Source organism: Pseudoxanthomonas sp. J31, assembly GCF_000510725.1.
Taxonomy (GTDB): Bacteria; Pseudomonadota; Gammaproteobacteria; order Xanthomonadales; family Xanthomonadaceae; genus Pseudoxanthomonas.
In genome coordinates this window covers 371907-398128 of sequence record NZ_AZNZ01000001.1, presented here as the reverse complement: position 1 = coordinate 398128, position 26222 = coordinate 371907, and the positions used below count along the sequence as shown (strand labels likewise).

Here is a 26222-nt window from a genome sequence, read left to right as displayed (position 1 = left end):
GCGGCGCCGGCTTACTTCTTCTTCGGGATGTACAGGTCGGTGATCGTGCCCTCGTACACCTCGGCCGCCATCGCCACCGTCTCGCCCAGGGTCGGGTGCGGGTGGATGGTGTGGCCGATGTCGCCGGCCTCGGCGCCCATCTCGATCGCCAGCGCCAGTTCGGAGACCAGGTCGCCGGCATGCACGCCGACGATGCCCGCGCCGATGATGCGGTGGGTGGCCTCGTCGAAGATGAGCTTGGTGAAGCCCTCGGTGCGGCCGATGCCGATGGCGCGGCCGCTGGCCGCCCACGGGAACTTGCCGACGCCGACCTGCAACCCCTTGGCCTTGGCCTCGGTCTCCGTCACGCCCACCCAGGCGATTTCCGGGCTGGTGTAGGCCACCGACGGGATCACCCGCGCCACCCACTCCTTCTTCTCGCCAGCGGCCACTTCCGCGGCCAGCTTGCCCTCGTGCGTGGCCTTGTGCGCCAGCATCGGGTTACCGACGATGTCGCCGATGGCGAAGATGTGCGGCACGTTGGTGCGCATCTGCCGGTCGACCGGGATGAAGCCGCGCTCGGTGACCTGCACGCCGGCCTTTTCCGCGTCGATCTTCTTGCCGTTCGGCGCGCGGCCGACGGCGACCAGCACGCGGTCCCAGGTGCCCGACTCCAGCTCCGGCTTCTGGCCTTCCACGGCCGATTCGAAGGTCACGGTGATGCCCTTCTTGTCGGCCTTCACGCCGGCCGCCTTGGTCTTCAGGTGCACCTCGATGCCCTGCTTCTTCAGGCGGTCGGCCAGCGGCTTGACCAGGTCCTTGTCGGCGCCCGGCATCAGCTGGTCCATGAACTCGACCACGGTGACCTTGGCGCCCAGGGCGCTGTACACGGTGGCCATTTCCAGGCCGATGATGCCGCCGCCGACGACCAGCAGCCTCTTCGGCACCTCGGCCAGTTCCAGCGCGTCGGTCGAATCCATGATCCGCGGGTCGTCCCACGGGAAGTTCGGCAGCTTCACCGCCTGCGACCCGGCGGCGATGATGCACTGCTCGAAGCGCAGCAGCTGGACCTTGCCGTCGGCGCCGGTGATCTCCAGCTCGTTGGGCGAGACGAACTTGCCCACGCCCTGGACCACGCGCACCTTGCGCTGCCTGGCCATGCCGGCCAGGCCCTTGGTCAGCTGGCCGACGACCTTCTCCTTGTACTCGCGCAGCTTGTCCAGGTGGATCTTCGGCGCCGGGAACTCGATGCCGCACTCGCCGGCGTGCGCGGCCTCCTCGATGATCGCGGCCGAGTGCAGCAGCGCCTTGGACGGGATGCAGCCGACGTTGAGGCATACGCCGCCGAGGCTGGAATAGCGCTCGACCAGCACCGTATCCAGGCCCAGGTCGGCGGCGCGGAACGCGGCGGTGTAGCCGCCGGGGCCGGAGCCGAGCACGACCATGCGGCATTCGATGTCGGCCGGGCGGCCGGTGGCCAGCGCCGGCTTCGGCGCCGGGGGCTCGGCCGGGGCGCGGTGCGACGGGGTCACCGGCGGCTTGCTGCCCGGCGCCACCGGGGCCGGCGCCTCGGCCGCGCCCGCGGCTTCCAGCACCACCACGACGTCGCCCTCGGACAGCCTGTCGCCGACCTTGACCTTCACTTCCTTGACCACGCCGTCGGCCGAGGACGGCACCTCCAGGGTGGCCTTGTCCGATTCCAGCGTCACCAGGCCCTGGTCCTTCTTCACCGTGTCGCCGACGGCGACCAGCACCTCGATGACCGGGACGTCCTTGTAGTCGCCGATGTCCGGAACCTTGACCTCGACCGCACCGCCACCCGCGGCGGGAGCGGCCGGAGCAGGCGCGGGCGCGGCGGCAGCCGGGGCGGCCGCCTTCGGCGCCTCCGCCGCGGCGGCACCGGCGGCTTCCAGCACCACGACCACGCTGCCCTCGGACAGCCTGTCGCCGACCTTGGCCTTCACTTCCTTGACCACGCCCTCGGCCGAGGACGGCACTTCCAGGGTGGCCTTGTCCGACTCCAGCGTGACCAGGCCCTGGTCCTTCTTCACCGTGTCGCCAACGGCGACCAGCACCTCGATGACCGGCACGTCCTTGTAGTCGCCGATGTCCGGGACCTTCACTTCGATCGTGTTCGCCATGTGCCCTCCGTTACAGCAGCACGCGGCGCATGTCCGCGAGGACCTGGGCCAGGTAGCTGGTGAAGCGCGCGGCGGCGGCGCCGTCGATCACGCGGTGGTCGTAGCTCAGCGACAGCGGCAGCATCAGCCGCGGCTGGAACTGCTTGCCGTCCCACACCGGCTGGAAGCTGGACTTGGACACGCCCAGGATCGCCACTTCCGGCGCGTTGATGATCGGGGTGAACGCGGTGCCGCCGATGCCGCCCAGCGAGCTGATCGAGAAGCAGCCGCCGGTCATCTCGGCCGGGCCCAGCTTGCCCTCGCGCGCCTTCTTCGCCAGCTCGCCCATTTCCTGGGCGATCTGCAGCACGCCCTTCCTGTCGACGTCGCGGATCACCGGCACGACCAGGCCGTTGGGCGTGTCGGCGGCGAAGCCGATGTGGAAGTACTTCTTGAGGGTCAGGTTCTCGCCGGACTCGTCCAGCGAGGCGTTGAACTCGGGGAACTGCTTCAGCGCGGCGACCGAGGCCTTCAGCAGGAACGCCAGCATGGTCAGCTTGATGCCGGACTTGGCCTTCTCCTGCTCCTTGTTGAGCTGCACGCGCAGCTCTTCCAGGTTGGTGATGTCGGCCTGGTCGAACTGGGTGACGTGCGGGATCATCGCCCAGTTGCGGGCGAGGTTGGCGCCGGAGATCTTCTTGATCCGCGACAGCGGCTTGGTCTCGATCTCGCCGAACTTGCTGAAGTCCACCTTCGGCCACGGCAGCAGGTTGAGGCCGCCACCGGTGGCAACGCCGCCCGGAGCGGACGCCGCGGCGCCGCCGGCCAGCGCCGACTTGACGTAGCGCTGCACGTCCTCCCGGGTGATGCGGCCGCCGCGGGCGCTGCCGCTGACCCGGGCCAGGTCCACGCCCAGCTCGCGCGCGAACAGGCGCACCGCCGGGGTGGCATACGGCACCTTCTCCGGCAGCACGCTGTCGGCGTTGAACTCCACCGGCGGGGTGCGCGGGCCGGACGGCTGCTGCAGCTGGGCCTGGCCGATGTCGCGCTGGGCGAGGTTGTCGGCCTTTTCGGGCACGGCCACCGGCTCGATGCGCTCGCCGGTCTCGGCGGTCTTGACCGAGGCGGCCGGGGTCTGCGGCGCGGCCGGGGCGGCCTCGGCCTTCGGCGCGGCGGCGGGGGCCGGCGCGCTGCCGCCTTCGGCGACCTCGATCAGGGCCACGACGCTGCCCTCGGACAGCTTGTCGCCAAGTTTGACCTTCAGTTCCTTGACCACGCCGGCGTAGGGAGAAGGCACTTCCAGCGTCGCCTTGTCCGACTCCAGGGTCACCAGGCCCTGGTCCTGGTTCACGGTGTCGCCAACGGCGACCAGGACTTCGATGACGGGGACGTCGCTGTAATCCCCGATGTCGGGGACGCGCGCTTCCTTGATTTCGGCCATGCCAGGGCTCCGGCGTTGTACGTGGGGAAAGACCCCTATTGTGTCCGTCCGCGCCCCACCCGCCAACCTCCGCCACTGTCGCGCTGCGGGAACATTGAAGGCCGCTTTCAGGCGCTACGGTTGCAACGGTGACCATACGCAAGCGCAGGGTGCACCCGCCCTCACCGGCGCATCACGCTCACCCGCCCCTCGCCCACCTTCCACGCCGCGCCGACGTGGATGAACCCGGTCCGCGCCGGCGGGCAAGCAACGGCGCGGCCTGCGGCGGTTTGCCTGAACGCCGCGCACGACGCGCCACGTGCGGCAGGGTTTGGTTCATCCCCGTGCTCCTACGTTCGGTCGCGCCCACTCCAAGGGCGCCTAGAACAACAAAGGAGACTCCCCCATGCGGTCCATTCGAATCCTGACCCTCGCCCTCGTCCCCGCCCTGGCCGCTGCCCCGGCCTTCGCCCAGGACGCCTCTTCCACCGCCGCGGACAAGCGCTTCGCCGTGGTTGGCGGCATCGCCCACATCGAGCCCTCCGATCCGGGCAACAACCTGAAGGTCGACGGTGGCCCGGCCCCGACCCTGAGCGCCAGCTGGTACGCCACCGAGAACTTCGCGGTGGAGCTGTGGGGCGCGGCCGACAAGTTCGACCACCGCGTGCGCGACAAGGACCTGGGCAAGCTGGGCACGGTCGAGCAGCAGCCGATCGCACTGAGCGGCCAGTGGCACTTCGGCCAGGCCGGGCAGACCTTCCGCCCGTTCGTCGGCCTGGGCTACTACGAGTCCAACTTCAGCGACGAGGAAGTCGCCGGCCTGGGCGGCGTGGTCGGCCTGGAGACCGCCAAGGGCGCGATCGGCACCGTCGGCGTGGACATGAACATCAACGAGACCTGGTTCGCGCGCACCGACGTGCGCTACATGCACTCGCGCCCGGAAGTCCGCATCGACGGCGCCGGCACCGGGCAGGAGCTCAAGCTCGACCCGTGGACCGTCGGCGTCGGCATCGGCGCGCGCTTCTAACGCTCCCGCCGCACGACACGGCGACAGGACGGGCCCGCGGGCCCGTCCTTTTTTGCGTCAGCGCGCCGGCTCCAGCGGCGCGTCCACCACCGGCGGCGGCGCCCACACCAGGCGGCGGTAGTCGAAGCCGGCCTCCAGCCGCGGCTTGACGATGCGGAAGAACGGCGAGACATCGAAGTCGCGCGGGGTGTACAGGCTGTGGTGGCGGATGTGCAGCACTTCCTCGCGGGCGAAGCGCCCGCCGGGACCGGCCGCCTCCAGCACCTCGATCTCCGGCAGGATCGGATAGCCGATCGAGCCGAAGGCCTGGGCCAGCAGGGTCGAGCAGATCGCCCTGGTCGGCTCGCCGCTGCCCAGCGCCAGCATGCGCCGCTTGAGCGGGTCCGGCAGCGGCGGCTGGCGGATGAGGTAACGCGCCAGGTCGAGGATGTTCTTCAGGTCGTAGCTGTAGCCCAGCCGCTGCAGCATGTAGCCGGCCACCGCGTCGATCTCGGCCGCGCCCAGGCCCACCGGCCGGCAGATGCGCAGGTGCAGGCCGGCGAACTCCGACAGCGGCACCGTGCGCACGCCGTCGTTGACGTCCACGTCCACGAACCAGGGCTGGTCGCCGCCCTCCGGCACGCCCAGGCACAGCGCCGCGTGCGACCAGGTCGACTGGGTGAGGTACTTGATCGCGCTGGAGAAGCGGCTGGTGCCTTCGACCAGCAGCACGTCGCCGCGGCGCAGGCTGGCCGCGACCAGCTCCAGGCGACTGCTGGGACCGCGCGCGCGGCCCGGACGCGGCCGCGCCAGGAACCGCGCCAGGCGCCTTCCGATCCACTGCAACACCATCGTGTTCCTCCCCGGGTGGACCGGCCAAGGCTAACCGACGCCGGCCGCTCAGGGCCGGCGCAGGACCCCGCCGTCGCGCCTGTACGCCGCGGTACGCATGCAGAGGTAACGGGTCATCACCAGGGCATAGCCCAGCAGCAGGCCGCCGACCGCCATCAACCCGGCATGGCTGAGCCAGCCCGACTCCGGCCAGGTGGCATCACCGAAGGCCACGCGCAAACCCTGCACCAGGCCAGCCACCAGCCGCACCAGGACCAGCGCCAGCAGGCCGACCGACAGCACCGGGCTGGTGCGGTAGAACAGGCCCGCGGTGGTTTCGACGAAGCGCACGCGGGTGGTGGCGAGCAGGCCCAGCACGATGCCGGCCAACGCCGCCAACGGCACGTACGTCCACACGTTGCGCCAGAACAAGCCCGCCAGCAGCGCGGCCAGCGCGAACAGCACCGCCGACAGCAGGCTCGACCACCAGGCCAGCCGCAGTGGCAGCAGCCAGGCCTGGCGGCGGGTATTGAACGCGCCGCGGATGCGCAGCGCCAGCGCCACCGGCAGCAGGGCCAGGAACAGCGCCAGGGCGGCGACGAGGGCCAGCAGCAGCGGCACGGGCGCGGCTCAGAACGCCGGCAGCACCGCGCCCTTGTACCTGCGCTGGATGAAGTCCCTGACCTCGGGGCTGGTCAGCGCGCGCGCCAGCGCCTGCACCCGCGGATCGTCGCGGTTGTCCGGGCGCGCGACCAGGAAGTTCACGTAGGGCGAATCGCTGCCCTCGATCGCCAGCGCGTCGCGGGTGGGGTCCAGCCCGGCGTCCAGCGCGTAGTTGGTGTTGATCAGGGCCAGGTCGACCTGGTCGAGGATGCGCGGCAGCATCGCCGAATCCAGCTCGCGGAACTTCAGGCCCTTGGGGTTGGCGGTGATGTCGCGCTGGGTCGCCAGGGCGTTGGTCGGGTCGGCCAGGGTGATCACGCCGGCGGTGTGCAGCAGGATCAGCGCGCGCGAGTTGTTGCTCGGATCGTTGGGGATGGCCACGTCGGCGCCGGCCGGCAGCGCCTCCAGCGAGGCGTGGCGGCGCGAGTAGGCGCCGAACGGCTCGATGTGCACGCCGGCGACGGCCACCAGGTCGGTGCCGCGGCCCTGGTTGTAGGCCTGCAGGTAGGGCTCGGTCTGGAAGTAGTTGACGTCGATGTGCTTCTGCGCGACCTGGTCGTTGGGCTGCACGTAGTCGTTGAACACCCGCACCTGCAGGCGCACGCCCTCCTTCTCCAGCATCGGCTTGACCACCGCCAGGATCTCCGCGTGCGGCACCGCGGTGGCGGCCACGCGGAGGGTCTGGTCGCCGCCGGCGGCGGAACCGGAGCCGCCGCCGCAACCGGCAAGCACGGTGCTGGCGGCAAGCAGGAGGGGCAGGAGGATGGCGCGCATGGGGGGAGTCCGTGTGGGTTGGGGGAAGGATACGGCTCAGCGGCGGCTGTAGCGGGCCACCAGGCGGTCGCCCAGCATCTGCACCAGCTGCACCAGCACCAGCAGCAGCACCACCGTGACCAGGGCCACGTCGGTGTGCGAGCGCTGGTAGCCGTCGCGGAAGGCCAGGTCGCCCAGGCCGCCGGAGCCGATCGCGCCGCCCATGGCGGTGAAGCCGACCAGGGCGATGGTGGTGACGGTGGCGCCGGCGACCAGCCCGGGCCGCGCCTCCGGCAGCAGCACCCGCCACACCAGCTGCCAGGTGGTCGCGCCCATCGCCAGGGTGGCCTCGATCACGCCGCGGTCGACCTCGCGCAGCGCGGTCTCCACCAGGCGCGCGTAGAACGGCGCCGCGCCCACCACCAGCGGCAGGATCGCGCCGCGCACGCCCAGCGAGGTGCCCATCACCGCCAGGGTCAGCGGGATCATCGCGATCATCAGGATGATGAAGGGCACCGAGCGCAGGATGTTCACCACCAGCGACAGCACCGCGTACAGCCCGCGGCGCTCGTGCAGCTGGCGCGGGCCGCACAGGAACAGCAGCACGCCCAGCGGCAGGCCGGCCAGCAGGGTCAGCGGCAGCGCGCCGCCGAGCATGGCCAGGGTATCCAGCGTGGCCTGGCCGATCTCGGCCCACTTGCCGGCGTCCAGGTTGCGGAAGAAGCCGTCCGCGGCGGCGACCAGGGCAAACGTGCTCATGCGCGCAGCACCTCCACGGTGACGCCCGCCGCCGCGAACGCCTGCTGCGCGGCGTCGGCGTCGCCGCCGACCAGGGCCACGACCAGCTGCCCGTAGGGCGTGTCGCGGATGCGGTCGATGCGGCCGGACAGGATGTTGTAGTCCACGCCGCACTGGCGCGCGATGCGGCCCAGCAGCGGCGCGTAGGTATCGGCGCCGAGGAAGGTCAGGCGCAGGATGCGCCCTTCCACCACGGCGAAATCGGCATGCAACCCATGCTCGTCCACGTGCTCGGCCTCGGACACGAAGCGGCGCGTGGTCGGGTGCCGCGGGTGCAGGAACACATCGGTGACCGGGCCGCTCTCGACCAGGCGCCCGGCGTCGAGCACGGCCACGCGGTCGCAGACGCGGCGGATCACGTCCATCTCGTGGGTGATCAGGACGATGGTCAGGCCCAGCTCGCGGTTGATCCCGGCCAGCAGGGACAGCACCGAGGCGGTGGTCTGCGGATCCAGCGCGCTGGTGGCCTCGTCGCACAGCAGGATCTTCGGCCCGGTGGCCAGGGCGCGGGCGATGCCCACGCGCTGCTTCTGCCCGCCGGAAAGTTGCGCCGGATACTTGTTCGCGTGCTCGGCCAGGCCGACGCGCTCCAGCAGTTCCGCCACCCGCGCGTCGATGCGCGCGCGCGGCTCGCCGGCCAGTTCCAGCGGGAAGGCCACGTTCTGCGCCACCGTGCGCGAGGACAGCAGGTTGAAGTGCTGGAAGATCATGCCCACGCGCCGGCGCAGCGCGCGCAGGCCCTCGCCGTCCAGCGCCGCCACGTCCTGGCCATCGACCCACAGCTGGCCGCCACTGGGCGCCTCCAGGCGGTTGATCAGGCGGATCAGGGTGGACTTGCCGGCGCCGGAGTGGCCGATGATGCCGAACACCTCGCCGGCCCGGATCTCCAGGTCGAGCGGATGCAGGGCGGCGACCTGGCGGCCACCCACGGCGTAGGACTTGTGGACCTGCTGGAACCGGATCACGGGGGAGCGGAAGGGCATCGACGCGCGGGCCGGCAAGCCTAGCAGCTGCCGTGCCCCGGTGGCGTGGCGCGGCGTTCCAGCCGCGCCCCGCAGCGTCCCGGCCGGCTCAGGAATGGTCCAGCGGCGCGCTGCGCGCGGCGCCGACCGTGCGCTCGCGGCGCAGCAGGTACAGGCCGCTGCCCATGATGATGGCCGCGCCGATCCAGGTCACCGCGTCCGGCAGGGTGCACCAGAACAGCCAGTCCCAGCCGATCACCCAGACCAGGCCGGTGTACTCCAGCGGCGCCACCAGCGAGGCGTCGCCGCGCATGAACGCCGCGGTCAGCGCGACCTGCCCCAGCGCCCCGGCCAGGCCCAGGCCCAGGATCAGCGGCGCATCGCCGCGCTGCAGCGGCACCCAGCCCGGGATCGCCGCCAGCCCCGCGCCGACGGCCATGATCGCCAGGAACCAGACCACCATCGACTGCGGCGTGTCGGTGCGGGTCAGCAGGCTTACGGTGACCGCGGCGATCGCGTAGGCGGTGGCCGCCAGCAGCACCATCAGCCCCGGCAGCGACGCGAAGCCGCCTGCGCCCGGGCGCAACACCACCACCACGCCGACCAGGCCGATGCCGATGGCGGTCCAGCGCCGCGGCCCCACCTTCTCGCCCAGCAGCGGCACCGACAGCGCCGCCACCAGCAGCGGCGCGACGAAGTAGATCGTGTACGCGGTGGACAGCGGCATGCGCTTGAGCGCGAACACGAAGCAGCCGATCATGGCCATGCCCAGCGCGCCGCGCAGCAGGTGCAGGCCCCAGCGCACCGGCAGGATCGAGCGCGGGCCGGCGGTGGCCATCACCCAGGCCAGCACGAACGGCAGCGAGGCGGCGCCGCGCAGCAGGGTCACCTGCAGCGGCGGGTAGCGGGCCGAGAGCAGCTTCATCGCCGTGTCCATCAGCGAGAAGCAGGCGATGGCGGCGACCATCCAGGCGGCGGCCGCCAGGTTCGAGCGGGGACGTGGGGGCATGCACGCATTATCCGCGCACGCGCGCCGATGCGCGCGCCGGCGCGGGCACCGCCTAGAATGTGCGCATCCGCACAAGGAGCCCCCCGATGCCTTCCTTCGACATCGTGTCCGAAGTGGACACCCACGAGCTGACCAACGCCGTCGACCAGGCCAGCCGCGAACTGACCACCCGCTTCGACTTCAAGGGCGTGGACGCGAAGTTCGTGCTGGAGGACAACGTGATCAGCCAGTCCGCGCCCAGCGATTTCCAGCTCGGGCAGATGACCGACATCCTGCGCCAGCGCATGACCGCGCGCGGCCTCGACATCCGCTGCCTGGAGTTCGGCGACATCGAGACCAACCTGGCCGGCGCGCGGCAGAAGGTCACCGTGAAGCAGGGCATCGAGCGCGAGACGGCCAAGAAGATCCAGGCCGCGCTCAAGGACGCCAAGCTCAAGGTCGACAGCCAGATCAACGGCGAGAAGCTGCGGGTCAACGGCAAGAAGCGCGACGACCTGCAGGAGGCCATCGCCCTGCTGCGCAAGGGCGATTTCGGCATCCCGCTGCAGTTCGAGAACTTCCGTGACTGATCCGGCCATCGGCAACCCCGGCGGGGACGCCGCGCTGGACGAGGCCAGGGTCCTGGCCGATACCCGGCGCTGGCTGGAGCGGGCCGTGATCGGCCTGAACCTGTGCCCGTTCGCCAAGGCGGTGTACGTCAAGGAGCAGGTGCGCTTCGTCGCCAGCGACGCGACCACGCCGGAGCAGCTGCTGGAGCAGCTGGGCGAGGAGCTGGTGCTGCTGCGCGACACCCCGGCCGAACAGGTCGACACCACCCTGCTGGTGCACCCGCTGGTGCTGGGCGACTTCCTCGACTACAACGACTTCCTCGACCAGGCCGACGCCCTGGTCGAGGCGCTGGAGCTGGACGGCGTGCTGCAGGTGGCCAGCTTCCACCCGGACTACCAGTTCGCCGACAGCCGCCCGGACGACATCGAGAACTACTCCAACCGCGCGCCCTACCCGACCCTGCACCTGCTGCGCGAGGACAGCGTGGCCCGCGCGGTGGAGGCCTACCCGGACCCGGACGTGATCGTGGAGCGCAACTACGCCACCCTGCGCAAGCTCGGCCACGAGGGCTGGCGCAGGCTGCTCGCGGACGAGGCCGGCTGAGCGCGCCGGCGCGCGGCGACCGCGCCTGCACGCCGCGCACGCCACACTGCAGCCGCAACGGAGCCACGCCATGCCGATCGTCCCTCCCGTCCAGCCCTGGGATCCCGCGCCGCTACGGGACCGCGTGGTCCTGGTCACCGGCGGCGCCCAGGGCATCGGCCGCGGCATCGCCCAGGCGGTGCTGGGCGCCGGCGGCTGCGTGGCCATCGGCGACCTCGACGCCACAGCCGGCCGCGCCTGCCTGCGCGAATGGGGCGTCCCGGGGCGGGCCATGTTCCGCCGCCTGGACGTGGCCAGCGAGCGCAGCACCGCGGCGTTCGTGGCCGCGGCGCTGGAGCGCTTCGGCCGCATCGACGGCCTGGTCAACAACGCCGGCCTGCCCGATCCGCAGGTGCCGCCGCTGGAAGCGCTGGATTTCGCCGGGTGGAACCGGCGCCTGTCCAGCCTGCACGGCGCCTTCCTGTGCAGCCGCCATGCCCTGCCCGCGCTGCGCCAGGCGCCCGGCGGCGGCGCCATCGTCAACATCGCCTCCACCCGTGCCCACCAGTCCGAGCCGCACAGCGAGGCCTACGCCGCGGCCAAGGGCGGACTGGTCGCGCTGACCCACGCGCTGGCACTCAGCGAAGGCCCGCGGGTGCGGGTGAACTGCATCAGCCCTGGCTGGATCGCCACCGAGGCCTGGCAGGCACCCGCACGCCGGCGCCGGCCGAAGCTGTCGCGCCGCGACCACGCCCAGCATCCGGCCGGGCGCGTCGGTACCCCGGAAGACATCGCCGCGCTGGCGGTCTACCTGCTGGCGCCGGCGCTGTCCGGCTTCACCACCGGGCAGGAATTCATCGTCGACGGCGGCATGACCCGCAAGATGCAGTACGCCTGAGCGCGCTTCAGCGCGCGACCGCGCCGCGCAGCGCCGGGGTGCCGTCCACCACCTCGGTCCACACCAGCCAGGCGGCGCCGTCGGCCACCTGCATGCGGGGCATGCCGCTGGCGCGGCCGCGCGCCGGGAAGGTGGCCACGACCTGCATCTCCCCGCGCCGCAGGTCGGCCGTGTAGCGCATCAGGCGCAGCAGTTGCAGGCCTTCGGGGAGTTCCTCCAGCCACGCCGCGTAGAGCTGGTCGTCGGCGGCGGCCACGGCCACCCGGCCCAGCAGCTGCGGCCCGCGCACCAGGGTCACCGGCGCGGCGAAGCTGTCGCCGCCGTCCTGCGACACCGCCGCGCGCAACTCCGGCCAGCCGCCGGCCTCGGTGTACCAGGCCACCCACACCCGCGGGCCCTGGGCCGCCACCGCCGGGCCGTTGACCGGGCAGCCGGCGAAGTGCCAGCCATCGGCATGCACCGGCCGCGGCGGCGTCCACGCCTGGCCGTCGAAGCGCACGATGCGGATGTCGCGGATCTCGCCCGCGCCGCGCCCGCGGTAGACCACGACCACGCCCTTGCCGCTGCGCGCGGCGGCGGTGGGACAGCAGTCGCAGGTGGAGGCATCCAGCGGCCATTCGCGCAGCTGCGCGCCATCGGCGCCATGCACGGCGGCGCGCAGCATCATTGCCGCGCCGCCGTGGTGGCCGTCGCCGTCATGGCCGTCGTGTCCGCCGCCGGCCGCGGCCGCCTTCTGCCGGCTGTCCAGCCAGGCGATGCCAAGCTGGCCCTGGCCCTGTTCCCAGAAGCTGACGAAGCCGTGGTCGCCGCGGCTGCCGCCCGGATGCACCGCGGCGGCCGGCGTCCAGCTGCGGCCGTCGTCGCCGGAGCGCGCCAGCACGATGCCGTAGTCCATGCGCGACGGACCGGTATTGCGCAACCAGTGCGCCCACAACGAGCCGTCGCCCAGGGCGTACACGTGCGGGGTGTCGGCCCAGTTCACGAACCAGTCGCTGCCTTCGGCGATGGTGCGCGTGGGTTCCCAGTCCGCGCCAGGGCGGGTACTGGCCAGCCGCAGGCGGTGGCCGTCGCCGGCTGGTTCCAGCCAGCTCAGCAGCAGGCGCCCGTCCGGCGCCCGCACCAGGTCCGGCTGGGCCGCGCCGGGCGGCGCCGGCAGGGTCCACGGCTGCGCCTGCAGCGGCCGGACCGGCGTTTCCGTGTCGCGGCCGCAGGCAGCCAGCAGCAGCGGCAGCAGCAGCGCCGCGACGGTGGCGCGCCAGTGGCTGGATGGCGATGGCGTATGCATGCGCTGTCCTCAGTCGAAGGCCTGGTGCAGGACCAGTTCCCAGCTGCGCGGATCGCCCGGCCAGGCCATCTGCCCGCCCAGTGCCTGGGCAATGTAGCGGCGGTCGCCAAGATTGCGCCCGCGCAGGGTCAGTTCGGTGCGCGCGCCGGCGCGCCAGCGCAGGTGCGCGTCCCAGGTGGCGTAGCCAGGCACGCGCAGGCTGTTGGCCGCGTCGGCCTGGCGCGCCGATACCGCACGCAGGCCGGCACCCAGCGCCCAGCGCGGCTGCAGCTGCCAGTCCAGCCACAGGTTGCCCACCCGCGCCGGGATGTTGGGCGGGCGGTTGCCCGCGCGCGAGACCGCCTGGCCGGCGACGGTCTCGGTGAACGCGTCCAGGCGCGCATCCACCCAGGCCAGGTTGCCGTCCAGCGCCAGCCGCTGCGCCGGCTTCCAGCCGAAGGCCAGCTCCAGGCCGCGCGCGGACTGCCGCCCCACCGGCAGGGTCTGGCCCGGGTTGTCCGGGTCGGCCACCGCCAGGTTGCGGCGGACGATGCGGTACACGGCCAGGGTGGCGTGGCTGCGGCCGTCGGCCGACTGCAGCTTGGCACCCAGCTCGGCCTGGCGTCCGCTGGACAGGTCGAAGTCGCGCAGCTGGGCGAAGCTGGCGGTGCTCAGCACGCCGGCCGGCGGGTCGGCGGCGGTGCTGGCCTGGACGTAGGCGCGCGCGTTCGGCGCCGGTGCCCATTCCAGGGCCAGGCGGCCGGTGGTCGGCCGGTAGCGGCGCTCGAAGCGCGCGGGGTTGCCGGGGCCGGGCGCGCGGTGGTTGCGCACCTCCAGCTGCAGGCGTTCGTGGCGCAGCGCGGCCAGCAGCGACACGCCGGCGCCCAGGGTGGTGAGGTTCTCGGCATACACCGCCTGGCTGCGCAGGCGGTTGCTGCGGTCCGGTCGGTAAGCCAGTTCCGCGCCCGGCACGTCGAGGAAGCGGCCCGGCGCCACCGCGTCCACCGGCACGGTGTCGACCACGCCCGGCAGCGACAGCGGGAAGCGGGTCTGCCGGTTCCACGCCGCCTCCGCGCCCACGGCCCAGCGCGCGGGGCGGCCGGCCAGCAGGCCCTCGTGCAGCCATTCGCTGCGGTTGCCCCACACCTCGTGGTCGTGGCGCTGCAGCAGCGCGCCGGAACGCTGCACGCCGCCCTCCGCCAGGCGGTAGCTCTCCACGTTGCGGTAATCGCGCAGGGCGTCGTAGTGGTAGACCGTGTTGCGCACGCGGTCGCCGTCGCCGCGCTGCCATTCCAGCAGCGAGCGCACCCAGCGCACGTCCTGGGCGTAGCGGCCGTCGCCGACGTTGTAGTTGCGCGCGGCCAGGGCCGGATCCAGCCGCAGGCGCCCGCCCGTGGCCTCGCCCGGCACCCCCCAGTACGGGCGCCGCACGTCCTCGTCCTGCCATTCCAGGGCCAGCACGTGCTCCAGCCCGGGCGCCAGCCGCACCCGCCACGACCCGGCCGCCGCCAGCGCGCTGCGCTGCTGCGCATCGATCCAGCTGTCGCCATCGCGCGCGCTCAGGTCCAGCGCCAGCGCCTGGCGCGCGGCGGCATCGCGCAGGTTCATGCCGAAGGCCACGGTGCCGTCGCGGTGCGAACCCCAGGCCGCGCGCCAGCGCGCCTGGTCGTGTCCGAGGCTGGCCAGGCGGGTGACGTAGTTGATCGCGCCGCCGACGGCGCCCACGCCATGCAGGAAACTGGAAGGGCCACCGATGGCCTCGATCCGCTCGTACTGCCAGGCATCCACCGGACGCGCGGCGATGCTGGCGTACTGCACGTCGATGCCGTTGAACAGCTGGCTGACCTGGCTGCCGGAGAAGCCGCGCCAGGCCACGTTGTTGCCTTGCCCGGGCGGAGCGGCGGCGGTCAGGCCGGGCACCGCGGCCAGGGCTTCCTGGGTGGTGCGCACGCCGCGTGCGTCCAGGGTGTCGCGTTCGACCACGGTGACTGCGGCCGGGGTGTCGAGCACGTCCAGCCCCAGGCGCGAGGCGCTGCCGGCCGGCGCCTGCAGCGGCCCGGCGCGGCCGCTGACCTGCACGGCATCGAGGGTGGTGGTGGCCGGCGCCTGGCCGGCATGCACGATCGGGATCGGGGACAGGAGAAGCAGGACCGCGGGCATGGCCACGGTCCGGCGTGCCGCGGTTGGCGGCAGGCGGTGGCAGGGCATGTTGGGCTCCAGGACGCGGGAACGCGCGGCGTGGCCGCGCGGGACGGTTCGCGGTTCAGGCCTGGAGCGGCGGTCCACGGCTGCCGGGACCGTGGAGGCGGCGGAAGCGGCGCCGCGGGCTGGCACGCCGGGCGGGAGGCGTGGCCGGGGCCAGGCCGGGCACGGTCGCGGTCGCCGTCGCCGGCAGCGCCAGCGAGGCAGCCAGCGGGCAGTAGGGGCAGTCGGCGTCGCCATGGAGGCTGGCCGGCGCCAGCGGTGCGCCGTCGGCATCGCGGGCCTCGCTGGGCGCCAGCTGCAGGCCTTCGGCGGTGCACAACTCGGACCAGCCGGCCAGCAGCTGCGGGCCGCCGGCGGCCAGCACGCGCCCGGCCACCGGCGCCAACGCCAGCAACAGCCCCGCCAGCAGGGCCAGCGGGGCCAGGAGCCGGTGGAGGCGGGAGGCGCGCAGCATGGGGCGGATTCTAGACAAAGGGGCGCGCACGGCCAGTGACAGATGGTCCCAGCCGCGCGGCGGCGCTCAGTCCGCCGCCGCCACCGGGTCGAACACCGCCTGCAGCAGCGGCAGCACCTGCTCCAGCGAGGCGGCGATGCGGTGGCCCAGGGCGCGGGTGGCCGCGTCCGGCGCCACCAGGTCCGGGACCTGGATCGGGGTCATGCCCGCGGCCAGCGCGGCGCGCACGCCGGCGGGCGAGTCCTCCAGCACCAGGCAGCGCGCCGGCTCCACGCCCAGGCGGCTGGCGGCCAGCAGGTACACGTCCGGCGCCGGCTTGGGATGGGCCACGTCCGAGGCGGTGCAGACCACCGGGAAGTACGGCAGCAGGCCGGCCTGGCGCAGCTTGTGGCTGGCCAGCGGGTTGCGGGTGGAGGTGGCGACCGCGCGCGGGACGCCGCGCTCCTGCAGCCACTGCAGCAGGGCGAGGATGCCGGGACGGTGCGGGATGCCGGCATCGACCATGGCGCTGTACTCGGCGCCGGAGCGCTGCAGCAACGCATCGGCCTGGGCCTGGCCCAGGCGCTCGACCAGCATCGCGCGGCAGGCGGCATCGCCGGTGCCGACCATCTGCAGCCAGTAGTCCTCGGGCAGGTCGTGGCCGAGCGCGGCGGCGGCGCGCGCGTAGCAGCGGGTGATGGCGCGCTCGCTGTCCAGCATCAGCCCGTCCATGTCGAACAGCACCGCCTCCGGGGCGAATGGCAGCGGGGCCAGGCCCGCGCCGGCGCTCACGCGCCCGCTCCGGCGAACAGCGCGTCGAGGTCGGCCTGGCCGAGCTGGCGCCACTGTCCTTCCGGCAACCCGCCCAGCTCCAGCCCGCCCACCTGCGGCCGGTGCAGTGCCAGCACCCGGTTGCCGGCGGCGGCGAACATGCGCCGCACCTGGTGGTAGCGGCCCTCGTGCAGGACCAGGCGCGCGCGGCGCGGGCCCAGCACCTCCAGGCGCGCCGGCAGCAGCGGCGTGTCCTCGCCTTCCAGCACCAGGGTGCCGCTGGCGAACAGCTGCGCCTCGTCGCCGCGCAGGTCCTCGGCCAGCCCGGCCTCGTAGACCTTGGCCAGCTTCGACTTCGGCGAGACGATCCGGTGCAGCAGCTGGCCGTCGTCGGTCATCAGCAGCAGCCCGGTGGTGTCGCGGTCCAGCCGTCCGACGGTGGACAGCACCGGGTTGCGCAGGCGGAAGCGCGGCGGCAGCAGGTCGTAGACGATGCGGCCCGGGTCCTTGGTCGAGCAGGTGTAGCCGGCCGGCTTGTGCAGCATCAGCACCAGGCCCGGCGGCGGGTCCAGCGGCTGCCCGTCCACGCGCACGTTGTCGTGGTCCAGCGGGTCGTCCTGGTACAGCACCTCGCCATTGGCGTCGGTGACGCGGCCCTCGCGGAACATCCAGGCCACCTCCTTGCGGCTGCCGTAGCCCAGGTTGGCCAGGTGCTTGACCAGCTTCATCGACTTGCTCAACGCGACGCTCCCTTGGTTGCCTCGATCACCTTGAATCCCCCGGCTTCGGCCAGCACCCTGCGCTGGCCGAACGCCTGCGCCAGGGTGCCCTCGTACGGCAGGTGGCGGTTGGCCACCAGCAGCAGGCGCCCGCCGGGACGCAGCGCCCGCGCCGCCACCTCGATGAATCGCTGGCCCAGTTCCGGGCGGTCGCCGCGGTCGTGGGCGTGGAACGGCGGGTTGCTGACGATGAAGTCGTAGCCGCCCCGGGCCAGCCCGGCGGTGACGTCGTGCCAGTGGAAGCCCGGCGCGATGCGCGCCCCGGCAAGGTTGCGGCGCGCCAGCTCCAGCGCGCGGAACTCGGCCTCGTACAGGTCCAGCGCGGTCACGCCCGGGGCGCGTTCCAGCACCTCGGCGGCGAGGTAGCCCCAGCCGGCGCCGAGGTCGGCGCCGCGCCCGCGCAGGTCGGCCGGCAGGTGCGTGGCCAGCAGCGCCGAGGCGGCGTCGATCCGGTCCCAGGCGAACACGCCGGGGCGGCTGTGGAAGCGCCCGCCCGGCAGCGGCCGCACCGCGTCGCCGCCGCGCCACTGCGCGGCCAGCGCGGCGTCGCGCGGTCCCTGCAACGGCGGGGTCCAGAACACGCGGCAGTGGAACTTGGCCAGGTTGCCGTCCAGCCCGGCCAGCTGCTGCAGGTCCTTCTCCCGCGAGCGCGCGCCTTCGTCGTTGGCCGCGGCGGCCACCACGCGCGCGCCGGGCGCGGCCAGGTCCACGGCGCGTGCCAGCAGGGCGCGCGCCTCCTCGCGCTGGCGCGGCGGCAGCACCAGCACCAGCGCCGCCGCCGGCTCGTCGGCGGGCAGTTCCGGGACCGCATCGATCCCGGCGCGCTGCAGCGCGTCGGCCAGCGGCCGCGAGCCCTGCTCGCAGCGCAGGCGCGAAAGGTCGTGGCGGCGCAGCGGCCAGCCGTCGCGCCCACGCAGGAACAGCACGCGGCCCTGCGGCCACGGCAGGACGCCGCCGTCGAACGGCAGCAGCAGGGCCTTGAGGGGTTCGTCTTCGGTGCTCACGCGGTCGGGAACGGGCGGCGGGGCTGGCCATTATCCGCCAGTCGCGGCAGTGCGCCGCAGCGGCCGGTGCGCGGGCAAAAAAAGAAGGCCAGCCTCCGCGGGGGAGGCTGGCCCGGGTTACGCGGCGTCATGGCCGGCGCCGCGTCGCCCTCTCGCAAGCTCAGAAGCGGTAGCTCACCCCGAGGGTGATGCCGCGGCCGTAGCGGTAGTAGCCCTGGCTCAGCAGCGGGTTGCCGTTGATGCTGTAGGTGTTGGCCTCGTCCAGCAGGTTGCGGCCTTCCAGCGAGAAGGTCAGGTGCTTGTCGTACTCGTAGGACACGTGCGCGGTGACCCAGGTGATCGGGTCGGCCACTTCGTTGAAGCCCGCGCCGAGCACGTTGGTCGCGGTGACGAAGCCGTCGGTGCGGTCGGCGGTGACGCCGGCCGACCACGGGCCACGCTCGTACATCACGCCCAGCGAGTACACCGACGGGGCGATGCCCTCCAGCGGGCGCTCCTCGCCGTCGACCCAGCTGCTGGACCAGTTGCGGGTGTACTGCGCGCGCACGCCGAAGCCGTTGTCCCAGAAGTGCTGGGCGCCGATCTCGTAGCCATGCACCTTGGCGTGGTCGCCGTTGATCGGGCGCATGATGTTGAACAGGGTCGGGCCGTCGGTGATGGCGTTGCCGGCGGCGTCGAGGATCGGGCCGACGCCGATGTCCTCGCCGGGCTCCCAGCTGGTGGTGATCTGGTTCTTGATCTTCTTGTAGTACACCGCGAAGTTGAAGATCGAGTTCTCGGCGAAGTACCACTCCAGCGAGGCGTCGGCCTGGTTGGCGGTGTACGGCTTCAGCTCGGCGTTGCCGCCGTAGATCTGGGTGAACTCGCCCCAGGACACGCTCTCGGTGGTGTTGGTCGGCGCCAGGGTGCTGACCGCCGGGCGTGCCATGGTCTTGGCCGCGCCCAGGCGCAGCAGCAGGTCCTCGCTGAAGTGCCAGCTGAAGTTGGCCGACGGCAGCGCGTAGGTGTAGTCCGAGGTCTGGTAGATCGAGCTGGGCTCGGCGTAGGTGGCGGTGTAGTTCCAGGCGCCGTTCTCGACGATCTTCGTGATCTTCCCGTCCCAGGCCTGGGCGGTGGTGCGGGTCTTGACCAGGCGCACGCCGGCGTTGGCGTCCCAGCGCTCGCCGGCCATCTCCAGCTCGACGTAGCCGGTCCAGGTCTTCTCCGTCACCCGGTAGCTTTCCAGCGGGTTCCACACCGGGCCGGCGGCGGCGTAGTCGTACGGGGTGCCGTCCGGGCGGGTGCCGTTGTAGGCCTTCAGCGCCTCGATGTAGGCCGGCACGTCGAACGCCAGGAACGAGCGCGGGAACACCGAGCCGGACTCGTCCATGAAGTGCGGCAGGTTGAAGCTGCGCGAGAGCACGTTGCCGCCCAGCAGGCCGACGTTGATCGCGTTGTCGCCGGAGTAGTAGTCGGCGCCGCCGTTGAGCGAGTTGTTGACCAGGTCGCGCGACTTCTTGCGCTGGTTGTGGCCGATCCCGAACTTGATCTTGTCGATGTTCAGTTCGCCCACGTACAGCTCGCCGCCGACGTTGCTGCCGGTGATCTGGTCGCGGACGTTGTCGCCGGCCAGCGAGAAGTAATGGGTGTTGAAGTCGGACGGGCCGAACTCGCCGTTGGCCAGGCCGGCGGCCAGCTGGCGGCCGTCGGCGAAGGTGGCCTCGACGTTGGGCACGCCCTTGTCCAGCCAGAAGTGCGAGGTGTTGGGCTGGTTCATGCGCAGGACCACGTAGGTGTCCTGGCCGCCGGAACGGCGCTCGGAGCTGGAGCGGTAGACGTCGCCCACCAGCAGCAGGTTGTCGCTGGCCTGCCAGTGGACGTTGGCGCCGAACAGGTCGGTGTCGACCACGCGGTGCTCGGTCTGGTTCAGCAGCTCCGGGTTCAGGCGCAGCTCGGGGTCGTCGCTGGTGATGTCGAACGCGGTGACCACGCCGTTGCGGACCACCATGTTTTCCCAGCGGCCCGGCGCGTACAGCGGGTAGTAGGACTGCTGGTAGCCGACCTGCGGCGAATCCAGGCGGGTCTTCAGGCCGTCGACGGTGACGCGCAGGTCGCTGGTCGGGCGCCACTCCACCTTGGCGGTGAAGGCGGTGCGCTTCTTCTCCTCCAGGATCGAACCGACGCGGAACTGGCCGGGGCCGATCAGGCCGTACTCCTCCGGGTCCAGCTCGCCGTTGCCGTTGGGGTCGATCGAGCCGCCCCAGGCGTTGCCCCACAGCCAGCTTTCGTCGGTCGGGTCGGGGTTGCGGGTCCAGCCGCCGTCGTTGCCGGCCACGTCGGTGCGGTCCTTGCGCTTGGCGTAGACCGTGCCGACCACCACGCCGATGGTGTCGTCGGCGAAGGTGTTGCTGTAGACGGCCGAAAGCTTGCCGCCGTTGAGCTCGGACATCAGGTTGCGGTCGCCTTCCAGGCGCACGGCGCCGTGCTGGCCCTTCTGGTCGAACGGGCTGGCCGAGCGCAGGTTGATCAGGCCGCCGATCGCGCCCTCGGTGAGGGAGGCCTGCGCGCCCTTGACCACGTCGGCGCCGCTGATCACGTCGGCCGGCAGCACGTCGAAGGCGAAGTCGCGGCCGGCACCGTCGGTGGCGAGGATGCGGCCGTTGAAGGTGGTGATGGTGTATTCCGGGCCGAGGCCGCGCACGCTGACCTTCTGGCCCTCGCCGCCGGCGGTGCGCGAGATGGCCACGCCGGTGATGTGGCTGAGCGAGTCGGCCACGTTGTCGTCCGGGAACTTGCCCAGCTCCAGCGCGCTGATGGAGTCCTGCACGGTGCCGGCCTCGCGCTTGAGCTCGACCGCGCGGGCCATCGAGGCACGCACGCCGGTCACGACCACGGCATCCAGTTCCTGCGGGGCGGCTTCGGCCGTGGCGGCGGCGTCCTGGGCCAGCGCGGCGACCGAGGGGGACGCCAGCAACGCCACGGCGATGCCACGGAACAGCGTATTGCGACGCGGGAATAGCGACTTCACGGGCTCTCTCTCCTCGGCAGGTGAAGAACGATTGTGAACGGAACGAAACCGAGCGTAACCTAGTGTTTCGTTTCCTATCAATAGCGAAAGCAAACGAAATACGACATACTCGCCCGCAGGAGGATGGAGGCTCCATGACCAGTACAGGCCGGGACACCAGCCAACGTCGCCTGCAGATCAGCGAACTGGTGCGCCAGCACGGCAGCGTCCAGGTCGCCGAACTCGCCCGGCGCTTCGGCGTGAGCATGCAGACAGTGCGCAAGGACCTGCGCTACCTGAGCGAACGCGGGGTGATGTCGCGTGCCTACGGCGGGGCGATCGACAACGGCGCCCTCGGCGCGCCGGCGGTCGAGCCGCACTACGAGGCCAAGCGCACCTCCCACCTGGAGCAGAAGCGCCGGATCGGCGCGCGCGCGGCCGCCCTGGTCGAGCCGGGCGCGACCATCGCCATCGACTCCGGCACCACCGCCATCCAGCTGGCCGAGGCCCTGCCCAACGTCGAGCTGACCGTGGTCACCAACGACTTCGGCGTGCTTGGCGCGCTGGTGTCCAAGAGCAACATCGAGATCGTGATGCTCGGCGGCCAGCTGCGGCGCAAGAACATGGCCTTCTACGGCGGCCTGACCGTGGAGGCGATCGAGGCCCTGCACGTGGACGCCCTGTTCCTGGGCGTGGACGGCTTCGACCTGGAGCGCGGCATCACCACCCACTACGAGCCGGAAGCCCAGCTCAACCGCAAGATGGTGGAGGCCGCGCGCAAGGTCGTGGCGATCACCGACAGCTCCAAGTTCGGCAGGATCTGCCTGCACCGGATCATCCCGGTGTCGGAGCTGGACATGCTGATCACCGACACCGACGCGCCGGCGGACATCGTCCAGGCCTGCGAGCAGCTCGGGGTCGAGCCGCTGCTGGCCTGAACCGCGGCGGCCTCACTCGGCCGCCGCCTCCAGCCCGAACACCCGGGCGGCGTTGCCCCAGTAGATCCGGTCGACGACCTCGCGCGGCAGCGCCAGGCCCGGCACGTCGGCGCGGATCGTCGCGATGTGCTGGGTCTCGGCGGTGGCCAGGTACTTCCAGTCCGACAGCCAGGTTTCGTGCGCCACGCGGCGGAACTCGGCCGGATCGTCGCCCGGCTGCTGGGTCAGGTCGGTGCCGTAGAGCAGGCGGTCGGCGTAGCGGATGAAGAACTGGCGCACCCGCTCCGGGTCGCGCACCGACTGGTACTGCACCTGGGCCATGCGCGCGGCCAGGTCCACGGTGGCGTTGGGGAAGCGGTCCAGGAACTCGCCCAGGCGGCCGACGTCGTACTCCAGGCTGGCCATGTGCGCGCCAACCAGCGACATCTCCGGGTGCGCGGCGAAGAAGCGGTCGCGCGCGGCCATCAGGTCCTCGTAGCCGGGCATGTCCGGCTGCAGGTACATGTGGTACTCCGGGTGGTTGGAGAAGTACTCGCGGTCGTTGTCGGTGGTCATCTCCTCCAGCGGCAGCCAGCAGTTGTGCGGCTCGCCCTGGTGCGCGATCAGCGGCACGCCCAGGCGCGCGATCGCGCCGGCCACCGGGGCCAGGCCCGGGTCGTCGATGCTGACCAGGTTGCCGGCCGGGTCGCGCTCGACCATGCCGATGTTCTTCCACAGCTTCACCGCGCGCGCGCCCTCGGCCACGGCCACCTCCAGCTCGCCTTCCACCCGCGGCGCCCACTCCGGCGAGCCGTAGCCGGCCATGGTGAAGGTCGCGGCCCAGTGGAAGCGGTCGCCGGCCGCCCCGGCCAGGTCCAGCGCCACCGCATGCTGCTCCGGCACCGGCGGGAACGCCGGGTAGTCGACGTTGATCGACAGCACCGCGAAGTTGTCGGCGGCGGCCTGCTCGACCAGGGCGCGGTCGTGGGTATTGGCGTGCACGTGCGCGTCGAACTTGCGCACCGTGGCGAAGTCGTCCATTGCATAGGTCGCCGGGACCGCGGCCTGCGGCGCCTGCCCGGATCCGCAGGCCGCCAGCGCCAGGGCCAGGCCCAGTGCCGCCATCCCCGTCCGCCAGCGGCCGTCCATGCTCGTGTGCTGTGCCATGCTGTCTCCCGTGGTAGGTGCGAGTAACTAAACGAAACTTTTGTAGCACACAACGAAACGAAATTGTTGCGACAGGTGGCGGTAGACGGTAAGAATGACCCCCAAACCAACCGGGGAGTCCCACATGCCACCCATCGGTCGTCGTTCGGTCCTCAAGCTGGTCGCCGGAGGCGTGGCCGCCTCCACCCTGCCGTTTGCCGGCATGCCGCTGGCCCAGGCCGCGGCCAGGGTGGCCGCGGGCGCCGGCCGCGCGGTGGTGCAGGACGGCGAGCTGGCGATCGCGTTCGACGAACGCCTGCATACCCGGCTGGCGCGGCGCGGCGAGTTCGCCACCGGCTGGCACGCCAGCGAGGCACTGCTGGTGGACGGCCAGCCGCTGGCCGACTTCCAGTTCACCGGCCAGCGCAGCGAGGGCGTGCGCGACCGCCGCCATGGCAGCGGCGTGCGCACCATCGTCAGCGGCCGCGCGGCCAACGGCGTGGAGAAGCAGGTCGAGGTGACCTTCCTCGCCCGCTATCCCGGCCTGGCCCTGCTGCAGGTCCGCTACCGCAACACCGGCGACGCCCCGCTGGAGGTCGACGGCTGGCGCAACAGCGGCTACAGCCTCGAGGAGCGCGAGGGCGGCTTCTGGAGCTTCTCCGGCGCCACCCACACCGACCGCCGCGACTGGGTGCAGCCGCTGGTGGAAGGCTTCGACCAGCGCAACTCGCTGGACATGGACTCCTCCGACTACGGTGGCGGCACCCCGGTGGCCAACATCTGGCGCCGCGACATCGGCCTGGCCGTGGGCCACGTCGAACCGGTGCCGCACCGGCTGGAGATGCCGGTGCGCCGCAGCCCCAACGGCGCCTCCATCGCCATCCAGTCGCCGCACGCGACCACCCTCGCCCCCGGCGCCGAACTGGCCACCGAGCGCACCTTCGTGAGCCTGCACACCGGCGACTACTTCGCCGTGCTGGAGCTCTACCGCCGCTACATGGAGGCCGAGGGCATCGCCGCGCCGGAAGTGCCGGCTTCGGCGTTCGCGCCGGTGTGGTGCGCCTGGGGCTACGAGCGCGACTTCACCTTCGACCAGGTGCTCGGCACCCTGCCCAAGGTCAAAGAGCTGGGCTTCGAGTGGGTGGTGCTGGACGACGGCTGGCAGAACAACGAAGGCGACTGGCAGCTGGACCCGAAGAAGTTCCCCAATGGCGACGCCGACATGCGCCGCTTCGTGGCCGACATCAAGGCCCAGGGCCTGCGGCCGCGCCTGTGGCTGGCGCCGCTGGCCGCCGACCCGGGCAGCGAGGTCCTGTTCAAGCATCCGGACTGGCTGCTGCTGGACGCCGACGGCGGCTTCCAGACCGTGACCTGGTGGAACTCGCTGACCCAGTGCCCCGGCCACCAGCCGGTGGTGGACTACTACGTGGCCCTGGTGAAGAAGATCATCGGCGACTGGGGCTTCGAGGGCCTCAAGCTCGACGGCCACCACCTCAACGGCGTGGCCGCCTGCCACAACCCGGCGCACAACCACGCCGACCCGGACGAGTCCTGCCGCGCCCTGCCCAGGTTCTGGGAGGCCATCCACCGCGCCGCGCACGAGGCCAACCCGGAGGCGGTGGTGGAGCTGTGCCCCTGCGGCACCGCGCTGTCCTTCCACAGCCTGCCGGGCACCGACCAGTTCCCCTCCTCCGACCCGCTCTCGTCCTGGCAGGTCCGGCACAAGGGCAAGACCTTCAAGGCCCTGGCCGGTTCCCGCAGCAGCTACGCCGGCGACCACGTCGAGCTGAGCGACAACGGTGACGACTGGGCCAGCAGCGTCGGCATCGGCGCGGTGATCTCGACCAAGTTCACCTGGCCGAAGGACGTGGAGAACCCCAAGCTCACCCCGCCGCCCGGCGGCCTGCTGCTGGCCGGCGAGCGCGAGCAGCTGTGGGAGAAGTGGGTCGGCCTGTACCGCGAGCACATGCTGCCGCGGGGCGAGTACCTGGGCGCGCTGTACGACATCGGCTTCGACCGCCCCGAGGCGCACGCCATCCGCAAGAACGGCGCCATGTACTACACCTTCTACGCGCCCCAGTACCAGGGCCCGGTGCAGCTGCGCGGCCTGGGCAAGGGCCGCTACAAGGTGCGCGACCTGTTCAACGGCGTGGACCTGGGCGTGGTGGACGCGAAGGCCAACACCCTGCAGGTGTCCTTCAACCGCTTCCTGTTCCTGCAGGCCACCCCGGAGGTGGCCGCATGAGCGCGGTGCCCAGGCGCAGCTGGCTGGGCTATGCCCTGGCCACCGTGGTGCTGTGGGGCATCTGGGGCGCGCTGTCCTCGCTCTCGGCCGAGCGCGGCTTCCCGGACACCCTGGTGTACTGCGTGTGGGCGCTGACCATGATCCCGCCGGCGACCTTCGTGCTGTGGCGCAATGGCTGGAAGCTGGACCGCACCCCGCGCGCGGTGGCCTACGGCCTGCTGATCGGCCTGCTCGGCGCCGGCGGCCAGATGGTCCTGTTCCACGCCCTGACCGTGGGCCCGGCCTACTTCATCTTCCCGGTCATCTCGCTGTCGCCGGTGGTGACCATCGCCCTGTCGTTCGTGCTGCTGCGCGAGCGCACCGGCCGCATGGGCGCGCTGGGCATCGTCCTGGCACTGGTCGCGCTGCCGCTGCTGGACCTCGGCTTCGGCGGTGGCGGCGAAGGCCTGGGCTGGTTCGTGTACGCGCTGCTGATCATGGCCGCCTGGGGCGTGCAGGCCTACTTCATGAAGCTGGCCAACCACACGGTCAGCGCCGAAAGCATCTTCTTCTACATGGCGCTCGGCGCGGTCGCGCTGATCCCGGTGGCCTGGTCGATGACCGACTTCGGCCAGCCGGTGAACACCGGCTGGGACGGCCCCTGGCTGGCGGCGGGCATCCAGGTGCTCAACGCCATCGGCGCGCTGTGCCTGGTCTATGCCTTCCGCTACGGCAAGGCGATCGTGGTGGCGCCGCTGAGCAACTGCGGCGGCCCGCTGGTCACCGCGGCCGTGTCCCTGCTCTTCGCCGGCGTCGTGCCCGGCCCGCTGAAGCTGGTCGGCCTGGCGCTGGCCCTGGTGGCATCCCTGCTGCTGGCCCTGGAGCCGGAGCAGGAAGCGCCGCTGCAATCCCCCTGACCCCCG

General features: G+C 72.1%; 23 protein-coding genes. 7 read left to right on the top strand and 16 right to left on the bottom strand.

The genetic code is table 11. The features are described from left to right. Window positions 1–11 precede the first annotated feature (11 nt). On the bottom strand, window positions 12–2120 hold the full coding sequence (gene lpdA / locus PSEJ31_RS0101775) for a dihydrolipoyl dehydrogenase (RefSeq protein ID WP_019398214.1): 2109 nt from the start codon (window positions 2118–2120) through the stop codon (window positions 12–14). A 10-nt stretch (window positions 2121–2130) separates the two neighbouring features. Continuing rightward, window positions 2131–3540, bottom strand: a complete 1410-nt coding sequence (gene aceF / locus PSEJ31_RS0101770) for a dihydrolipoyllysine-residue acetyltransferase (RefSeq protein ID WP_028914468.1) — start codon at window positions 3538–3540, stop codon at window positions 2131–2133. A gap of 385 nt (window positions 3541–3925) precedes the next feature. On the opposite strand from aceF, the gene PSEJ31_RS0101765 reads away from it, so the two are divergent. Continuing rightward, on the top strand, window positions 3926–4546 hold the full coding sequence (locus PSEJ31_RS0101765; RefSeq protein ID WP_028914467.1) for an OmpW family outer membrane protein: 621 nt from the start codon (window positions 3926–3928) through the stop codon (window positions 4544–4546). Between the two features lie 57 nt (window positions 4547–4603). On the opposite strand, the gene PSEJ31_RS0101760 is transcribed toward PSEJ31_RS0101765, so the two are convergent. From PSEJ31_RS0101760 to PSEJ31_RS0101735, 6 genes are all read right to left on the bottom strand, one after another. Further along, window positions 4604–5377 (bottom strand): YiiX/YebB-like N1pC/P60 family cysteine hydrolase, encoded by a 774-nt coding sequence (locus PSEJ31_RS0101760; RefSeq protein ID WP_019398211.1) that lies wholly within the window; start codon window positions 5375–5377, stop codon window positions 4604–4606. Window positions 5378–5425: 48 nt separating this feature from the next. Further along, complete coding sequence (locus tag PSEJ31_RS0101755) at window positions 5426–5977, bottom strand: hypothetical protein (RefSeq protein WP_028914466.1); 552 nt, start codon at window positions 5975–5977, stop codon at window positions 5426–5428. 9 nt (window positions 5978–5986) lie between these two features. Continuing rightward, the gene (locus tag PSEJ31_RS0101750) at window positions 5987–6793 is read right to left on the bottom strand and encodes a MetQ/NlpA family ABC transporter substrate-binding protein (protein ID WP_019398209.1); all 807 of its coding nucleotides are present in this window, start codon (window positions 6791–6793) and stop codon (window positions 5987–5989) included. Between the two features lie 36 nt (window positions 6794–6829). Beyond that, window positions 6830–7531: a methionine ABC transporter permease gene (locus PSEJ31_RS0101745; protein WP_028914465.1), complete on the bottom strand. Its 702-nt coding sequence runs from the start codon at window positions 7529–7531 to the stop codon at window positions 6830–6832. After that, window positions 7528–8535 carry a methionine ABC transporter ATP-binding protein gene (locus tag PSEJ31_RS0101740; protein WP_028914464.1) on the bottom strand — a complete coding sequence of 336 codons (1008 nt, stop codon included), beginning with the start codon at window positions 8533–8535 and terminating at the stop codon, window positions 7528–7530. The genes PSEJ31_RS0101745 and PSEJ31_RS0101740 overlap by 4 nt, the downstream gene beginning before the upstream one ends. A 106-nt stretch (window positions 8536–8641) precedes the next feature. Next, window positions 8642–9541 carry a DMT family transporter gene (locus PSEJ31_RS0101735; protein WP_037034232.1) on the bottom strand — a complete coding sequence of 300 codons (900 nt, stop codon included), beginning with the start codon at window positions 9539–9541 and terminating at the stop codon, window positions 8642–8644. An 86-nt stretch (window positions 9542–9627) separates the two neighbouring features. On the opposite strand from PSEJ31_RS0101735, the gene PSEJ31_RS0101730 reads away from it, so the two are divergent. From PSEJ31_RS0101730 to PSEJ31_RS0101720, 3 genes are all read left to right on the top strand, one after another. Beyond that, window positions 9628–10110 (top strand): YajQ family cyclic di-GMP-binding protein, encoded by a 483-nt coding sequence (locus PSEJ31_RS0101730; RefSeq protein ID WP_028914462.1) that lies wholly within the window; start codon window positions 9628–9630, stop codon window positions 10108–10110. 34 nt (window positions 10111–10144) lie between these two features. Then, window positions 10145–10693, top strand: a complete 549-nt coding sequence (locus PSEJ31_RS0101725) for a DUF1415 domain-containing protein (protein WP_028914461.1) — start codon at window positions 10145–10147, stop codon at window positions 10691–10693. Between the two features lie 70 nt (window positions 10694–10763). Then, a complete protein-coding gene (locus tag PSEJ31_RS0101720; protein ID WP_028914460.1) occupies window positions 10764–11570 on the top strand; it encodes an SDR family oxidoreductase in 807 nt (268 codons plus the stop codon). 7 nt (window positions 11571–11577) lie between these two features. Here PSEJ31_RS0101720 and PSEJ31_RS0101715 read toward each other — a convergent pair whose 3' ends face one another. From PSEJ31_RS0101715 to PSEJ31_RS0101685, 7 genes are all read right to left on the bottom strand, one after another. After that, the gene (locus PSEJ31_RS0101715; RefSeq protein ID WP_028914459.1) at window positions 11578–12855 is read right to left on the bottom strand and encodes a sialidase family protein; all 1278 of its coding nucleotides are present in this window, start codon (window positions 12853–12855) and stop codon (window positions 11578–11580) included. A gap of 9 nt (window positions 12856–12864) precedes the next feature. Further along, the gene (locus PSEJ31_RS0101710; RefSeq protein WP_232210962.1) at window positions 12865–14994 is read right to left on the bottom strand and encodes a TonB-dependent receptor; all 2130 of its coding nucleotides are present in this window, start codon (window positions 14992–14994) and stop codon (window positions 12865–12867) included. Window positions 14995–15097: 103 nt separating this feature from the next. Beyond that, window positions 15098–15493 (bottom strand): DUF2946 family protein, encoded by a 396-nt coding sequence (locus PSEJ31_RS0101705; protein WP_019398200.1) that lies wholly within the window; start codon window positions 15491–15493, stop codon window positions 15098–15100. A 66-nt stretch (window positions 15494–15559) separates the two neighbouring features. After that, window positions 15560–16264 (bottom strand): HAD family phosphatase, encoded by a 705-nt coding sequence (locus PSEJ31_RS0101700; protein WP_019398199.1) that lies wholly within the window; start codon window positions 16262–16264, stop codon window positions 15560–15562. Then, entirely contained in the window at window positions 16261–16971 is a 711-nt protein-coding gene (locus PSEJ31_RS0101695) for a pseudouridine synthase (RefSeq protein WP_028914457.1), read from the bottom strand. Before PSEJ31_RS0101695 ends, PSEJ31_RS0101700 begins: the two co-directional genes overlap by 4 nt. Before the next feature lie 8 nt (window positions 16972–16979). Further along, window positions 16980–18026, bottom strand: coding sequence for a class I SAM-dependent methyltransferase (locus tag PSEJ31_RS0101690; protein ID WP_028914456.1), 1047 nt, complete (start codon window positions 18024–18026; stop codon window positions 16980–16982). 160 nt (window positions 18027–18186) lie between these two features. Then, window positions 18187–21033 carry a TonB-dependent receptor gene (locus PSEJ31_RS0101685; RefSeq protein ID WP_037034230.1) on the bottom strand — a complete coding sequence of 949 codons (2847 nt, stop codon included), beginning with the start codon at window positions 21031–21033 and terminating at the stop codon, window positions 18187–18189. Window positions 21034–21167: 134 nt separating this feature from the next. On the opposite strand from PSEJ31_RS0101685, the gene agaR reads away from it, so the two are divergent. Continuing rightward, window positions 21168–21950: a transcriptional repressor AgaR gene (gene agaR, locus PSEJ31_RS0101680; RefSeq protein ID WP_028914454.1), complete on the top strand. Its 783-nt coding sequence runs from the start codon at window positions 21168–21170 to the stop codon at window positions 21948–21950. A gap of 12 nt (window positions 21951–21962) precedes the next feature. On the opposite strand, the gene PSEJ31_RS0101675 is transcribed toward agaR, so the two are convergent. Beyond that, the gene (locus PSEJ31_RS0101675) at window positions 21963–23096 is read right to left on the bottom strand and encodes an amidohydrolase family protein (protein WP_232210961.1); all 1134 of its coding nucleotides are present in this window, start codon (window positions 23094–23096) and stop codon (window positions 21963–21965) included. Between the two features lie 124 nt (window positions 23097–23220). On the opposite strand from PSEJ31_RS0101675, the gene PSEJ31_RS0101670 reads away from it, so the two are divergent. Further along, on the top strand, window positions 23221–25320 hold the full coding sequence (locus PSEJ31_RS0101670) for a glycoside hydrolase family 36 protein (RefSeq protein WP_028914452.1): 2100 nt from the start codon (window positions 23221–23223) through the stop codon (window positions 25318–25320). Beyond that, window positions 25317–26216, top strand: a complete 900-nt coding sequence (locus PSEJ31_RS0101665) for a DMT family transporter (RefSeq protein WP_019398049.1) — start codon at window positions 25317–25319, stop codon at window positions 26214–26216. Before PSEJ31_RS0101670 ends, PSEJ31_RS0101665 begins: the two co-directional genes overlap by 4 nt. Window positions 26217–26222: the final 6 nt, after the last annotated feature.

Bases quoted from the DNA above. Each gene is read 5' to 3' on its own strand.
- lpdA (WP_019398214.1), bottom strand. From the start codon at position 2,120: ATGGCGAACACGATCGAAGTGAAGGTCCCGGACATCGGCGACTACAAG.
- aceF (WP_028914468.1), bottom strand. From the start codon at position 3,540: ATGGCCGAAATCAAGGAAGCGCGCGTCCCCGACATCGGGGATTACAGC.
- PSEJ31_RS0101765 (WP_028914467.1), top strand. From the start codon at position 3,926: ATGCGGTCCATTCGAATCCTGACCCTCGCCCTCGTCCCCGCCCTGGCC.
- PSEJ31_RS0101760 (WP_019398211.1), bottom strand. From the start codon at position 5,377: ATGGTGTTGCAGTGGATCGGAAGGCGCCTGGCGCGGTTCCTGGCGCGG.
- PSEJ31_RS0101750 (WP_019398209.1), bottom strand. From the start codon at position 6,793: ATGCGCGCCATCCTCCTGCCCCTCCTGCTTGCCGCCAGCACCGTGCTT.
- PSEJ31_RS0101745 (WP_028914465.1), bottom strand. From the start codon at position 7,531: ATGAGCACGTTTGCCCTGGTCGCCGCCGCGGACGGCTTCTTCCGCAAC.
- PSEJ31_RS0101735 (WP_037034232.1), bottom strand. From the start codon at position 9,541: ATGCCCCCACGTCCCCGCTCGAACCTGGCGGCCGCCGCCTGGATGGTC.
- PSEJ31_RS0101730 (WP_028914462.1), top strand. From the start codon at position 9,628: ATGCCTTCCTTCGACATCGTGTCCGAAGTGGACACCCACGAGCTGACC.
- PSEJ31_RS0101720 (WP_028914460.1), top strand. From the start codon at position 10,764: ATGCCGATCGTCCCTCCCGTCCAGCCCTGGGATCCCGCGCCGCTACGG.
- PSEJ31_RS0101715 (WP_028914459.1), bottom strand. From the start codon at position 12,855: ATGCATACGCCATCGCCATCCAGCCACTGGCGCGCCACCGTCGCGGCG.
- PSEJ31_RS0101710 (WP_232210962.1), bottom strand. From the start codon at position 14,994: ATGCCCGCGGTCCTGCTTCTCCTGTCCCCGATCCCGATCGTGCATGCC.
- PSEJ31_RS0101705 (WP_019398200.1), bottom strand. From the start codon at position 15,493: ATGCTGCGCGCCTCCCGCCTCCACCGGCTCCTGGCCCCGCTGGCCCTG.
- PSEJ31_RS0101695 (WP_028914457.1), bottom strand. From the start codon at position 16,971: ATGAAGCTGGTCAAGCACCTGGCCAACCTGGGCTACGGCAGCCGCAAG.
- agaR (WP_028914454.1), top strand. From the start codon at position 21,168: ATGACCAGTACAGGCCGGGACACCAGCCAACGTCGCCTGCAGATCAGC.
- PSEJ31_RS0101675 (WP_232210961.1), bottom strand. From the start codon at position 23,096: ATGGCACAGCACACGAGCATGGACGGCCGCTGGCGGACGGGGATGGCG.
- PSEJ31_RS0101670 (WP_028914452.1), top strand. From the start codon at position 23,221: ATGCCACCCATCGGTCGTCGTTCGGTCCTCAAGCTGGTCGCCGGAGGC.
- PSEJ31_RS0101665 (WP_019398049.1), top strand. From the start codon at position 25,317: ATGAGCGCGGTGCCCAGGCGCAGCTGGCTGGGCTATGCCCTGGCCACC.